Annotated in this window: 11 protein-coding genes; 6 read left to right on the forward strand and 5 right to left on the reverse strand. The window is 69.4% G+C overall.

Going from position 1 to position 13,512, the window contains the following annotated elements:
- Window positions 1-184: 184 nt before the first annotated feature.
- The gene (locus ACWD4J_RS26265; RefSeq protein WP_451397960.1) at window positions 185-466 is read left to right on the forward strand and encodes a GNAT family N-acetyltransferase; all 282 of its coding nucleotides are present in this window, start codon (window positions 185-187) and stop codon (window positions 464-466) included.
- Between the two features lie 250 nt (window positions 467-716).
- On the opposite strand, the gene ACWD4J_RS26270 is transcribed toward ACWD4J_RS26265, so the two are convergent.
- The 3 genes from ACWD4J_RS26270 to ACWD4J_RS26280 form a co-directional block, all read right to left on the reverse strand.
- Window positions 717-1,712: an alpha/beta hydrolase gene (locus tag ACWD4J_RS26270; protein WP_451397880.1), complete on the reverse strand. Its 996-nt coding sequence runs from the start codon at window positions 1,710-1,712 to the stop codon at window positions 717-719.
- Window positions 1,713-1,988: 276 nt separating this feature from the next.
- The gene (locus ACWD4J_RS26275) at window positions 1,989-3,011 is read right to left on the reverse strand and encodes an AraC-like ligand-binding domain-containing protein (RefSeq protein WP_451397881.1); all 1,023 of its coding nucleotides are present in this window, start codon (window positions 3,009-3,011) and stop codon (window positions 1,989-1,991) included.
- Window positions 3,012-3,819: 808 nt separating this feature from the next.
- Window positions 3,820-6,144: an ATP-binding protein gene (locus ACWD4J_RS26280; protein WP_451397882.1), complete on the reverse strand. Its 2,325-nt coding sequence runs from the start codon at window positions 6,142-6,144 to the stop codon at window positions 3,820-3,822.
- A 940-nt stretch (window positions 6,145-7,084) separates the two neighbouring features.
- On the opposite strand from ACWD4J_RS26280, the gene ACWD4J_RS26285 reads away from it, so the two are divergent.
- The 5 genes from ACWD4J_RS26285 to ACWD4J_RS26305 all read left to right on the forward strand — a co-directional run bounded on the left by ACWD4J_RS26285 (window position 7,085) and on the right by ACWD4J_RS26305 (window position 11,331).
- Window positions 7,085-7,921: an alpha/beta fold hydrolase gene (locus ACWD4J_RS26285; protein WP_451397883.1), complete on the forward strand. Its 837-nt coding sequence runs from the start codon at window positions 7,085-7,087 to the stop codon at window positions 7,919-7,921.
- A gap of 136 nt (window positions 7,922-8,057) precedes the next feature.
- Window positions 8,058-8,237, forward strand: coding sequence for a hypothetical protein (locus ACWD4J_RS26290; RefSeq protein WP_451397884.1), 180 nt, complete (start codon window positions 8,058-8,060; stop codon window positions 8,235-8,237).
- A 301-nt stretch (window positions 8,238-8,538) separates the two neighbouring features.
- Entirely contained in the window at window positions 8,539-8,817 is a 279-nt protein-coding gene (locus tag ACWD4J_RS26295) for a low temperature requirement protein A (RefSeq protein WP_451397885.1), read from the forward strand.
- Window positions 8,790-8,927, forward strand: a complete 138-nt coding sequence (locus ACWD4J_RS26300; RefSeq protein ID WP_451397886.1) for a hypothetical protein — start codon at window positions 8,790-8,792, stop codon at window positions 8,925-8,927. Before ACWD4J_RS26295 ends, ACWD4J_RS26300 begins: the two co-directional genes overlap by 28 nt.
- A gap of 133 nt (window positions 8,928-9,060) precedes the next feature.
- Entirely contained in the window at window positions 9,061-11,331 is a 2,271-nt protein-coding gene (locus ACWD4J_RS26305; RefSeq protein WP_451397887.1) for an NB-ARC domain-containing protein, read from the forward strand.
- A gap of 308 nt (window positions 11,332-11,639) precedes the next feature.
- Here ACWD4J_RS26305 and ACWD4J_RS26310 read toward each other — a convergent pair whose 3' ends face one another.
- Complete coding sequence (locus tag ACWD4J_RS26310; protein ID WP_451397888.1) at window positions 11,640-12,884, reverse strand: MFS transporter; 1,245 nt, start codon at window positions 12,882-12,884, stop codon at window positions 11,640-11,642.
- A 284-nt stretch (window positions 12,885-13,168) separates the two neighbouring features.
- Complete coding sequence (locus ACWD4J_RS26315; RefSeq protein ID WP_451397889.1) at window positions 13,169-13,501, reverse strand: alpha/beta fold hydrolase; 333 nt, start codon at window positions 13,499-13,501, stop codon at window positions 13,169-13,171.
- Window positions 13,502-13,512 lie beyond the last annotated feature (11 nt).

Here is a 13,512-nt window from a genome sequence, read left to right on the forward strand (position 1 = left end):
CCCTCGTAGCGGAGCTACTAGGGTGTTTCGGCAACGCGGCGAGCGTGCGTGCCAGACGTCTCGAGCCGGGCGCCCATTTTGTGAGCACCTCTAAGTGTATCGGGCACCGAATGTGCCCTCCACGTCACCCTCGCGCCCGCCAGGACTCCGTTCGGCGGGCGAGGGCAGCAAGCGTCAAAGCCGGATCCAGATCGACGGAAAGACCGCGGGCCTCACCGCATACCGTGACCGCGACGACCAGCGCGTCTTCTTCCATACCGAAGTCGACGACGCCTTCGCCGGGCAGGGCCTGGCCTCGATACTCGTACAGCAGGCGCTGACCGACGTACGCGACTCAGGGAAGCGCATCGTGCCGGTCTGCCCCTACGTGGCCAAGTTCCTCAAGAAGCAAGAGGAGTTCGCCGACATCACCGACCCGGTCACTGACGAGATCGTGCAGTGGCTGGAGATCGTGCAGCAGCACTGACCGTCCGAGCCGGGGCCGCGCGAGCGTGACGAGGCTCGGCGGGTACGGACAGCGCTGGGGCGCACCGCGCGGGCCATGCGGACCAGCCCCAAGGCGCCTGGGACTTCGGAGCCGGGCCTCGGCTTCAGCGCCGCCACCGCGGCGGGCGGCCTCGACGGCAACGGACGGAGGACAACAGTCGTCTGCGGAGGATCCGGCCCCTCCCCATGTGCGCATTCTTGGCGTGCGCGCGCGATACGGAAGGGAGGGCTCAGCCGCGGTGCCGGTGCAGGGCGACGTGCACGGTGTCGAGGGCCTGGATGAGGGCGGCGCGGGCGGCGTCCGTGCCGCGCAGGGGATCGAGCACCATGAAGCCGTGGATCGTGCCGTGGTAGCGCATGGACACCACCGGTACCCCGGCCGCCCGGAGCTTCGCAGCGTAGGCCTCGCCTTCGTCGCGCAGGACGTCGGCCTCGCCGGTGACCACCAGTGCCGGGGGGAGCCCGGTCAGTTGTTCCAGCGAGGCCCGTAGCGGTGACGCGGTGGCCTCGCACCGCCGCCGCCCCTCGGGCAGGTACTGGTCCCAGAACCAGCGCATGGTCTCGCGGCCGAGGAAATAGCCCTGGGCGAACTCCCGGTAGGAGGGGGTGTCGAAGTCGGCGTCGGTGACGGGGCAGAACAGCACCTGCTGCACCAGTTGCACCTCTCCCCGCTCCTTGGCGAGCAGGGTGAGTGCCGCCACCAGGTTGCCGCCGGCCGAGTCGCCCACGGCGGCCATCCGGCTTCCGTCCAGGCCGATTTCACCGCCTCGCTCGTAGATCCACTTCGCGACCGCGTAGCACTGCTCGACGGCCACCGGGTACCGCGCCTCCGGGGCACGCTCGTACTCCACGAAGACCACGGCCGCGTCCGTGCCGAGGGCGAACTCGCGTACCAGGCGCTCGTGCGTGGTCGCGTCGCCCAGGACCCAGCCGAGTCCGTGCAGGAACAGCACGACGGGGATCTCGCCGACGCTGTCGGCGGGCTTGACCACCTGCACCCGTACGTGCCCGGTCGGCCCGCCCGGGAGCGCGAACCACTCCGCCGACGTGACCCCGTCGTCGTGAACGCGGTCTTCGCCCTGCAGTTGGGCCAGGGCCAGTCGCGCCCGCTCCAGGTCCGGGCTCGGGTCCTCCGCTGCGGGCGGACAGGCGTGCCTGGCCACGAACACCTGGGAGGGACGGTCCAGGATCGGCTGCTGATCCGACGACGGGACAGTGTCCGTCACACGGCCTCCTGCTGAGAAGGCCATCACGGCCTGAGATGAGTGGGGGTTCTTCCGGTGCACCGCGTACCGCGGCCCGTCAGCGGTCCCGTCGGTACCGCGGCCGTTGGACCGGGGCACCGCTGCCTCGGGCGCATGACCGGCCTCTGACCGTTCCGAGCGGGCACCTTACCCGCTGAACAGCGCGCCGTCAGCCCGCGGTCGGGTACAGCCACAGTGATCGCCGGGTACGCCACAGCGATCAGCCGTAGCCGTTCAAGCAGGGCCGGGCGCGGGCGGCTACTCGTGTTCGGTGGCGGGGAGAGCGACCACCGGCGGGACGTCCGGCTGCGGTGCGTCGGCGCCTTCGACGGAGGTGCGCAGGCTGCGCCATTCGCGAGGCGACAGGCCGTAGGCGGTACGGAAGACCCGGCTGAAATGAGCGGGGCTGACGAAGCCCCATCGCTGGGCAACAGCCGACACGGTGGGGCTCGTCCTGCCGCGGCGGGCCAGTTCGCGTGAGCACTCCTCAAGGCGGCGCTGCTGGATCAGCCGCCCGACCGTGATTCCCTCGCCCTCGAAGATCCGGTGCAGGTAGCGGACGGAGATGTGGTGCGCCTTCGCGATGGCCTCCGGTGACAGAGCCGGATCACCCAGGTTCCGGTCGATGTGGTTGCGGATGCGCAGCACGAGGTGGCTTCGGGCCGTATCCGCATCCGCGGGTACCTGCCGGACCCCCTCGGCCACCAGGGTGGTGAAGAGGTCGATGACGCTGCTGGCCAGCTTGCCTCCGACGGCGGGGGAGTACGAGTGCGCCGAGGTGGCCAGCGTGCTCAGGAAGGGTCGCAGCACCGCTCCCAAGCCGTCCGCGGGGCCGATGACGGTGCCGGAGACCTCAAGGATGTCGGCGTCCGAAACACCCAGCACGCGGTGGGGCAGTTGGAAGACGTGGGCGGAGAACCGCTCCGGGTAGTCGAAGGAGTACGGCCGCGCCGTGTCGTACATCACGAGGTCGCCCTCGCCCACCTCGGCTCGTCGGCCGTCCTGGATCAGGGTCGCCGTGCCCGACACCTGGATGCCGACCGCAACGAGCGCCTCGGACGAGCGCGCGATGAGCTCCGGCGTACGGCTGACCCGTTTCGCGTCGGCCTCCATAGTGGACACCCGGAGGCACCCGAGGCGGTCGGTCGTGATCCGGCCGGAGAACGGACCGTCGCCCCGCGGGGCGACCGTCATCGGCACCAGCGCTTTTCCCACCGCGTCACGCCAGTACGCGACCTTGTCCCGGTCGGGAACCGAAGCGGTCGTCAACACCACACTCAACTGGTTCTCCCCTCCACCCGTGTAGTGCCGGCGGAGCCCTCGGGGCCCGTATACAGCACGGGCCGGGGCAGACAGCCGACACCTCCTGGGAACTGATGGCCAGTGCTCATCACGGCGCGGACGTCCCGTCGCGTGGGCAATGGCACTCTGCTACCGGCTCCGGGCCGCTCGGCGCGGCCGGATCCCCCTCCATGAGCAGCCAAGCAGCCGGCCGTTGCGGGCTCCAGGCAGAACACAGGCAGAAAGAAGGGCGAGGCGGGCGCAGCCCGGTGCCGTGCAGTACCGGAACATTGGGGTGCACTGTGAGAAAAGAAAGAGGCTGCCGGTCAGGGCTGAGAAGCTGTTGTCTTTCCGATCTTGAGCGGTGTCTGGCGAACGGGAGTCTCGATCGGCTGATAGCAGCTGGCTCCGGCCATGAGAACAGGGCCTCTTGGTAGCTCGGTAGCGTCACCCAACCGTTCGGGAACGCCGCCGACAAGCCGATGCGTGAGCGTCGGTACCCGTCGGACATGACGGACGAGGAGTAGGCCCTCGTCCGCCCGCTGCTGCCGGTGCCGGGGGGGCACGGCCGACGGGCCCCGAGTTCTCCGGCGGCAGGCCCGGGAAGTGGGGTGACGAGCGACAGCGTGTGCCGGCTCCCCTTCCCGGCGGCGAGTGGGGAGAGGCTGGTCTGCGCGCGTTCATCGATGACCCCCCCGTTCCGCGGCGAACGGTCCCACCGGATCAAGGGAGCGCTCTCTTGGCTGCTCCCGTCCCACTGGAGCTGTGCCTGCGGAACCAGGCGGTTCTCATGCAAATTGGGGTTCTCTCAGGGGGCTTCGCGGGACGGAGGGTCCGCAGCCTCCGCTTTGGCCCGTATCTCCTCCGCGCGTGGGCTGTCGATCGCACCCATCAGGTCGGCCGCTTGCATCCAACTCGCCCGCGCCTGTGCGCTGTCTCCCTGTTCCAATTGAGCTGTCGCCAGGTGGTCGAGCACCTCTGCCTGGTTGTAACCGTCGAAGGCTTCTCCGTAGAGCTGCAGCGACTTCTGGTACTCAGTGATCGCGGCATCGAGATCGCCCAGGCGTTGCCTGGCATAGCCGATGCTGTCCCAAGCGGCTGCCTCTATACGTAGGTTCCCGCAATTCTGCAAGAGCGGGATCGCCTCTTCGCACATGGCGATCGCCTCCCGGTACCGGCCGAGCAGGGCAAGGTACCAGCCCACGGCGTTGAGCTCGCGGGCCGCGGCTGCGTCGTCCCCCAGCGTGCGGTAGATCTCCAATGACTTCCGGGCGTGATGCAGGGCCTCGGTGTGGCGCTTCTGGCGTCCACGCACCCAGCCGATACTGCGCTCGGTGGCGGCTCGCTGTGCCGGGTCCAGCCGGTGCAGTTGCCGGAGCATCAGGTCTACCTGCTCATCTGCTTCGTCGACCTGACCCGTCTCGGCCAGCGCACGGGCGAGACTTGCGGAGTTCCTCGCGATGGCGGCCGGGTCGTCGAGCATGAGAGCGGCGTCGAGGCCGATACGCTTGGCCTCGATCTCCTCGGTCCAGAGGCCCATGACCGAGTAGTAACTCACCCAGTCGTGAGTGAGGTTCATGCGAAAGCGCAGCAGCCGTGGATCGTCCATGGAGCGCAGAGCGGCCGCGACGGCCGGCTCCTCCTGGCGGAACCACTCCAGTGCCTCCTCGCGGCCGTCAATCGCGACAAGTACCACTCCCGGAGCCGTGGGATGGGTCGGCTCGGACGTGATCCGCGCGAGAAATTGATTGGCCGTGTGGGCGTTGTGGCGCAGGTAGTCCACCAGACGTGCCTCGGCGCCGAAGCGGTCGTCCTGCTCATGCTCGATGAGTTCGGTGCCGTAGGCCCGCACCAGGTCGTGCAGCACATACCGGCCGTCGGCGTCACGCGACAGCAGGCTGGCCGAGGTCAGCTCCCGCAGACACCGCCGGGCCACTGCCATCCTGACACCGGCGAGCGAAGCGGCGGCCTCGGCCGACACGGCCGACCCGGGATGGACTGCCAGATACCGGAAGAACCGCGCCGACTCCGGCGTGAGAGCCCGATACGACCACGAGAACACGGCACGGACATCGACCCGCCGATCACCGGCCGACAGGGCGTCCAGCCGCGGCCGGGTCTCCCGCAGCTCACGCACGCCAAGACGCAACGGAACCTGAGGTGCCGCGCTCAACTGCGCGCCCACGATGGCTACCGCCAGCGGCAGGTAACCGCACAACTCCACCAGCTCGGCAGCGGCCTCCGGATCCGCCCGGCACCGCTCGTCACCGATCCGTGCCGCCAGCGCGTTAAGCGCCTCCTCCGGCGTCCACACATCCAGACTGACCAGGGAGGCCCCCTCGGCCACCGCCAGACCGGACAGCTGACTGCGCGAGGTGATGATGGTCAGGCACCCGGTAGAGGCCGGCAGCAGCGGTCTGACCTGTTCCGCGTCCCGCGCGTTGTCCAGCACGACGATCAGCTGCTTCGACGCCGTCTGCTCCCGAAACAGCGCACTGCGCTTCTCCACTCCGCGTGGTATGTCCCTGCTGGACACCCCGAGCGCGCCGAGAAACCCCCCGAGGGCCTCCCCCGAATCCAGTGGATGCCCCGAGTCGTCGAACCCGCGGAGGTTCACATACAGCTGCCCATCCGGGAAACGCTCCGCCACCTGATGCGCCCAGTGCACCGCCAGCGTCGTCTTGCCCACACCCGCCATACCCCCGATTGCGGAGATGACGACATGCCCTCCCTGTGCGGCCACCCCACGTGTAAGCCCATGGACGGCCGCCAACGCCTCCTCGCGGCCGCGGAACGTCGCAAGGTCGGGCGGCAGCTGCTGTGGAACCTGCCTCGCGCGCCGCGTCGACGCCTCGACGAACCGCCGCCGCTTGTCCTCGTCCAGTTCCAGGGCGTCCATCAGCTCGCTCAGTGTCGCCTGACGCGGAAGGCTGCGCCCCCGCTCCATGTCGCTGATGGCCCGGACACTCACCCCGGAAGCCTCGGCAAGGCTCTCCAGTGTCAACAGCGAATGCTGCCGCGCCTCACGCAACAGTCGACCGAACAACCCCTTGTCCATCCCCCACCCCGCCCAGGCCACACCCCGACCCGCTGCTGCAGAACGCCGTGAACGCACCAGCTCCAGAATGATCATTAAAGCAATTGGTGTGCACGTAAGGGACAGTGGCCCTTCGGCGTCGTCCGGGCTCGGCGAACAGCACCCGTGCGAGCTCCAGCCGCGCCTCGTAGATCACATGATCCTGCGTCGTCGCCGACCAGTACGTGCCGGAATAGTGTTTCTGCCCCTTGTACCAGCGGAACGTCCGCCATGAAGCAGCCGAGCACAGCAGGTCGACCGGGGCCGGGGACCACGGTCGCTCCTTGACCACTTCGGCATCGTTTTGGCGAACACTGACCGTCACGACGGAACCGTCCATGACGTACCCCCAACCCGGGAGATGGCCCGTACCGCCACAGGTGCCCGCTCCTGGAGCGGAGGGTGGGCAAGTCTCGGCAGCCGCCACCCGAAAGAGTGAGTACCTTGAACAGCGAGTCTCAGTGCTGCTGACGTTAAGTCAGCTCTGAGATTGTGAAGCGAAATCTGAGACCCTACAGTGCGGACCACCCGGCGCACCACGGAAATCGCCATGCCCTGCCCTGTCTGGTCAGGCGCCGTCTCATTCGGCTTGGTCACCTCTCTGAACTAGGACTGGCGCGAGCAGTTTCCGAGCCGCGCGATGCGCCGCAGGCATGCACAGCACATGAGAGGCGGCGGGTGAAGGCACCTTGCCTGTCGGTGCACCACCGGTGCCCTGTCCACGCCTCCGAGGACGACGGACGGCTTCGACGGCCTTGTCGTAGCAGCGTGCCGAGACACGTCCCGTTTCCCGGCACTTCCAGGCAATATGCGGTGCGCTCGAGGACAACAGGCGGTGGGTCGTTCGCCCTAGCGTGATGACATCTCGTGCCGCGCATGCCGCGAAGGCCCGGACCTCGTCTGCCGATGGGCCGGCGCCGTCCGTTCGGCGTCCTCCTCTCACCGAGGCGGAGTGTGGCCCTGCGCGCGCCGTCACTTCGGACGAAGGAATGAGCTTTTGTCGTACATCACCGTGGGTCAGGAGAACTCCACCACCATCGACCTCTATTACGAGGATCACGGAACCGGGCAGCCGGTCGTCCTCATTCATGGCTTCCCGCTCGACGGCCACTCCTGGGAGCGGCAGAGCGCCGTGCTGCTCGACGCGGGCTACCGCGTGATCACCTACGACCGCCGCGGCTTCGGGCAGTCAAGCCAGCCGACGACCGGCTACGACTACGACACTTTCGCGGCGGACCTGAACTCCGTGATGGAGACTCTCGACCTGCAGGACGCCGTCCTGGTCGGGTTCTCGATGGGCACCGGTGAGGTCGCCCGGTACGTGTCCACCTACGGCTCCGCCCGGGTCTCCAAGGTCGCTTTCCTGGCCTCGCTGGAGCCCTGCCTGCTCAAGACCGACGACAACCCGGACGGGGTCGCACCGAAGGAGTTCTTCGACGGCGTGGTCGCGGCCGTCAAGGCGGACCGCTACGCGTACTACACCGACTTCTTCAAGGACTTCTACAACCTCGACGAGAACCTCGGTACCAGGATCAGCGAGGAGGCGGTCCGCAACAGCTGGAACGTCGCAGCGGGCGGCGGCTTCTTCGCCGCCGCCGCCGCGCCGTCGACCTGGTACACCGACTTCCGGTCCGACATCCCGGCCATCGACGTGCCGGCCCTGATCCTGCACGGCACGGCCGACCGCATCCTGCCCGCCGAGGGAACCGCGCGACCGTTCCACAAGGCGCTCCCGTCCGCCGACTACGTGGAGGTCCAGGGTGCCCCGCACGGCCTGCTGTGGACACACGCGGAGGAGGTCAACGCGGCGCTCCTCGCCTTCCTGGAGAAGTGACCTCGTACGACGGTGTGTTCCGGGGCAAGGCCTCGTGTGCTGACGGACGCGGTGGCGCGGCGGCACCGGCCTACGGTCGGCGCGCGGCCGCTCCCGTATCGGACATGCGAGCCGACACCGGAGGAGAAGTACGGGCATGAGCGAGCAGACGGACGTGGTCGTGGTCGGCCTGGGGCCGGGCGGGGAGTACCTCGCGGGCACGTTGGTCGAGGCCGGGCTGGACGTGGTCGCGGTGGAAGCGGGACTCGTCGGGGGCGAGCACCCGTACTGGGGGCGGGTCGCCGGGCGGATCCGGGAGGAGGCCACCGACGACTGAAACGACCAGGTGGCTGCCGACCGGCTGACCGGCAAGGGAGGGCGGCTGGTCCGCGGCGTCGGGCGGCTTACCGGGCCGCGCCGGGTGACCGTCGACGGCCGCACCGTCCAGGTCCGGCGAGGTGCGGTCCTGGCCACCGGCGGCCGACCGCGGATCTCCCAGGTCCCGGGACTGGACGGCACCCCGTACTGGACCAACCGGGAGACCATGGAGGCGAAGGAGCTGCCCACATCGTTGACCGTGCTGGGCGAGGGCAGCATCGGCGGAGGTCTGCGTCCCGGTGTGGGCGCAGTCCGCCGGAATGACGCCCTGGCATCCGCACCACATCGTCGAGCGGTACGAGCTGTTCACACTGATCGAGCTCGGCGAGTCCGTCGCCTCCGCCACGGCCGCCGTCTGGGCGGGCCTGGCCGTCAACGCCGACCGGGTCTCCCACCGCGCCGACATCACCCCGCAAGCCGCGGGCGCCATGGTCGCCATATCGGCGGCCGTCTTCCTGGCCACCGTGTGGCTGCTGCACCTGCGACCCCACCACCGGCGAACCGCACAGGGGTGCCCTTCCTCCTTACGGCCGTCCTGATCCTCCTGGCCGCCCTCTCCCCGGCGCGGGCCCTGGCCACCAGGATCCTGCTGGCGCTGCTGGCGGCTGTGGTCACCGCGCGGGGTGGCGGGCGGGGTGTGGTCGGTTGAGCAATGTCGGCGTTTCAGCGGATGTGTCGGGTCGGCCAGGCGTTCCAGGGCAGTTGCTGCTGCCGCCCTGAGGCTGTGGCCTGGAGAAACGCGCCGTATTCTTCCGTCTGTTGGGGGAGGACAGGGGGGGATTGTGGGCGGGGAGAAGTCGTTCGGGGTTGTTCTGCGTGGTCTGCGGCAGCGGGGCCTTTTGACGATGGAGGAGTTGGCTGAGTCCTCGGGTGTGAGTGTCCGGGCGATCGGCGATATGGAGCGGGGGCGTAGTCGGGTTCCGCAGCGGCGTACGGTGATGGCGCTGGCGGAGGGGCTGGGGCTTGCGGATGCGGAGCTGGAGGCGTTGCTGGCTGCGGCGCGGGCGGCGCGGGCGGCGCGGGCGGCGCGTCCGGCGCGTGCGGTGGCGGTGGCGGGGACGATTGTGCCGCCGCGATCGGTGGGGGACTTCACGGGGCGTGGCGCGGAGTTGGCGTGGCTGAGGGAGGCGGCGAAGCGGGCACGTGCCGACGTGTCGGTGTCGGTTGTCTCGGGTCCTCCGGGGTGCGGGAAGACGACGCTGGCGCTGAAGGCGGCAGCGGATCTGGCGGAGGAGTTCCCCGACGGGTGCTTCGTGGTGGACCTGCAAGGGGTGGAAGGCCCCGTGGACACCGACGAGGCGCTGCTGAAGTTGCTGAAGGCCCTTGGGGTGTCGGACCGGCGGCTGTCGCAGGAGGATTCGCAGGGTCGTGCGGGGCTGCTGCGGGCGCTGCTGGGTGAGCGCCGGTGCCTGGTGGTCCTGGACAATGCCCGCGACGAGGGGCAGGTGCGTCCGTTGCTGCCTGCGGGCGGGCGGAGTCTGGTGCTGGTCACCAGTCGGCGGCCGTTGACCGGGCTGGAGGATGTCGACCGGCTGGCGCTGTCGGAGATGGCGCAGGCCGAGGCGGTGGAGCTGCTGCGCCGGATCCTGGGTGCTGAGCGGGCGGATGCGGAAGCTGAGGCAGTGGCGCGGGTGGCGGAGCTGTGCGGGCGTCTGCCGTTGGCTTTGCGGGTGGCGGGGAACTGGCTGACGGTCCGTTCTGGATGGAGCGTTGACCACCTGGTGCGTCGCCTGGCCGACGAGGAGCGCCGTCTGGGCGCGCTTGCTGCCGGTGATGTGCGGGTGGAGGCGGCGTTCGAGCTGTCCTACCGGCAGCTGACCGGCCAGGCCGCGCGGATGCTGCGGCTGCTGAGCCTGGTTCCGGGGCCGGACATGACCGCCGCCTACGGCGCCGCTTTGACCGCGACCGGCGTCTTCGATGCCGAGGACGTGATGGAGGAGCTGGTCGAGGCCGGCCTGCTCCAGGCCACCTTCACCGGCCGGCACCAGCTGCACGACCTGCTGCGGCTGTTCGCCCGTGCCCGGCTGTCCCGCGAGGAGGAGGCCGGCGAGCGGGAAGCGGCCGAGGACCGGTTGCGCACGTGGCTGCTGGAGACGGCTGTGGTCGCCGGCCGCTGGTACAAGCCCAGGTACGGGGCGCCGCCGTCCTCCTGGCAGGGTCCGGTCCCGTTGGAGAGTGCCGAACAGGCCCGGGCATGGCTGGAGAGCGAAGCTCCCGCCTGGCTCGCCGCGCTGCGCAGCGCCGCCCACAGGGGTGAGCACACCCGGGTCGTGGAGACCGCCGATGCCATGGAATGGTTCTGCGACCTGTGGGTCTTCTGGGGGCACTGGCCCGAGGTCTTCCGCTTGTCCAGCGAGGCCGCTGCCGCACTGGACGATCCGTACCTGCAGGCCTTCAACCTCAACATGTACTCCTGGACCCTGAACGCCTGCGAGCGCCGCCACCGGGAGGCCATCGAACGGGCCGACGAAGCGCTGGAATACGCCCGCCGCGCCCAGAACGCTTCCCAGCAAGCCTCGGCACTGGCGCATGCGGCATGGGGCCACACGGAGCTTGGCGAGGTCCAGGAGGCCGCCGACAAGTCGCTCGCCTCCATCGACCTATACGAAGAGGCCGACGACCGCGAGGGCTGGCTGGGTGCCATGTTCACCTATGGATCCTCCCTGCGCCTGCGCGGCCGTGCCGAGGAAGCCCTGATCCAGCACAAGCGCATCATCGCCTTCCTCGATGCCCCCGACTGCCCGGTGAGCGGGCACCTCGCCGACATCTACCGAGCCAACACGACCCGCGCACTTGGTCGCGACCACGCCGTCCTGCGGCGGTGGCGCGAGGCCGCCGACTACTATCGCAACGCTGTTGTCCAGTCCAACCGCATCGGCATTCCCCACATAGAGGGCAGCACGCTTTTGCATCTGGGAGAGGCCCTGATCGAACTGGGAGAAACCAAGGAAGCCCGCTCCTGCCTCCGTCAGGCCCTCGCCTTCGGCGACGCGGCCGACAGCAAAGACCTGAAGACCGCACAAAAGCTCCTGGACTCGCTCCCCGCCGAGTGAGCAACACCCGCCACTGTGATGTGCCCTGGGTTCGGGAGCCGGCGGGGCTGCCGCCGGCCCTGCTGATCACGGCGGAGGCCGACGTGACGTGGGACGAGGGAGAGCAGTATCGAACAGCTGCGCTGGGTCGCGGCCTGTTTCCCGGACCGGTCCATGACTTCGTGTCACTCACGGCCTTACGCGACTGTACGCCGACGCGGGCGGCCGTCCGGGAAGCGGTGCTTTCCTGCGCAGAGCGGACCGGCCGCCGCGCTGAAGCGGTGCCGGGGCGGTCAGATGTGCGCCGATGCCGGCTGGGCGCGCCCCGGCTACGGCTTGGGGTGCCGCCGCTGACGGAACATGAGCGCGATGGCTGTCACCGACAGAAGGATCAGTACCGTCGCGTATCCGTCGGCGGTCCTGTGCAGGCCGAACCGGGTGGAGATCACTCCGGCCGCGATCGCCGGCAGGCTGAAGGCCAGATAGCCGACGACGTACAGGGTGGAGAACACGCCGGCCCGCTCCTCAGCGTCGGCCAGCGGGACGACCGTGCGGAACGAGCCCAGCAGCGCGGCACCCCAGCCGAAGCCGGCGATCGCGGTGCCGAGGAGGTAGGCGGCCGGGATATCGGCCGAGACGCCGATCAGGGTCAGTGTCATGCCGGTGGCGAGCGCCAGCGATCCGATGGTCAGCGCCCGCTGCGGCCCCCGTGGCTGGAGGGCGAGCGAGCCGACGGCTCCCATTCCGGTGAGCAGTCCGATCACCACTCCGGCGATGACATGGTCGTGGACGTGCAGGACGTCGGCGGTCGGTGACGGGCCGAGGGACAGCGAGAAACCTCCGAGCGCCCAGAGCGCCACCAGGCTGGGCGCGATGGCCACGAAGTGCGGTCGGACCCGGCGGGGTACCGACACCCGCGGGCGCAGCGAGGCGAGCGCGCCCGAGCGGCGTGCCGCGGTCTCGGGCATCAGGGCGACACCGACGATGGAGGCCGCGAAGACCGCCCCCAGCAGCACGAAGATAAGTGTGGTCGGAGCCGGGGCGTACTGGACCAGCAGCCTCGACCCCAGTGCTCCCGAGGCCAGGCCCAGGAGCGAGGAGACGCTGTTGACCAACGCCCCCAAGTGGGGGCGGTGCTTGGGCTGGAGGTCGACCAGGCCCGCGCTGATGGCGCCGGTTGCGGCACCGGTGGCCAGACCCTGCAGGGCGCGAGCGAGCAGCAGCGATCCGACTCCGCCGGCGGTGACGAAGATCGCCATGGCGCCCGCTTCCAGGAGCAGCGACACGGCGAGTACCGGGCGGCGGCCGATGTGGTCGGAGAGTGCGCCGACCACCGTCAGGGCGAGCAGCAGGCCGATGGCGTAGAGGGAGAACACCACGGTGACGGCGGTCGCCGAGAAACCCCAGCGGGCCTGGTAGACGGGGTACAGCGGGGAGGGGGCGCTCGCGGCGGCCAGCAGGACCAGCTGGATGGTCCCGAGCAGCCAGAAAGCGGCGGCATGGGGCAGGGAGATGCGGCTGCGGCCGGGGATCGAGCGGGGACTGGGCGTTGCTGATGTCTTATCAGGTCTCACTGTGCTTGGGGCCTCTGGGGCGGTGCCGTTCCGTGGCGGATACGGTGACCTCCGAGGGAGTCGCGGCAGTGTCCGGGGCCTTTGCTGGAAGATCGTCACGCCAGCCGCAAACTGTTTATTTTTCAACTTCATTCCAGCGGTGTCGCCAGCCCGCCCCGGCACGAGGTTTTCGCGGAGCGGTCGTGCAGGTGGTGCGGCGAGGTGGAGACGTCTCGCCGCACCACGGTTGACACAGGCCCGGTTGCTTTTGGTGCCGCCGCGTCACCCGAGATGGGCGGGTCGGGTCAGCCGTTCCAGCCCGTGAGGAAGTCCAGGAGTTCGGTGTTGACGACATCGGGGCGTTCCTCCTGGCAGAGGTGTCCGCACTGGGGAATCGGTACACCTCGGACGTTCCGCGCCAGCCCCTTCCAGACGCCCAGGACGTCGTAGGCCTGTCCGACGGTGCTGAAGTCCTCGCCCCACACGGTCAGCACCGGGCAGTCGATGAGCTGGTCGGCGTCCTCGCGGTCCTGGGCGACGTCCTGGGGCGCCGCACGGTAGTCCATGCACGATCCCCGCACCGCACCCGGCTGTTGGTAGGCGCGTACGTAGACGGCGATCTCCTCAGGGGTGAGCATGTCGGGGTTGT

The sequence above is a fragment of the Streptomyces sp. NPDC002577 genome (genome assembly GCF_053594815.1).

Excerpts from the sequence above, each read along its gene's own strand:
- ACWD4J_RS26290 (WP_451397884.1), top strand. The coding sequence starts at position 8,058 with ATGAGCGAGCAGACGGACGTGGTCGTGGTCGGCCTGGGGCCGGGCGGG.
- ACWD4J_RS26295 (WP_451397885.1), top strand. The coding sequence starts at position 8,539 with ATGACGCCCTGGCATCCGCACCACATCGTCGAGCGGTACGAGCTGTTC.
- ACWD4J_RS26315 (WP_451397889.1), bottom strand. The coding sequence starts at position 13,501 with ATGCTCACCCCTGAGGAGATCGCCGTCTACGTACGCGCCTACCAACAG.
- ACWD4J_RS26280 (WP_451397882.1), bottom strand. The coding sequence starts at position 6,144 with ATGATCATTCTGGAGCTGGTGCGTTCACGGCGTTCTGCAGCAGCGGGT.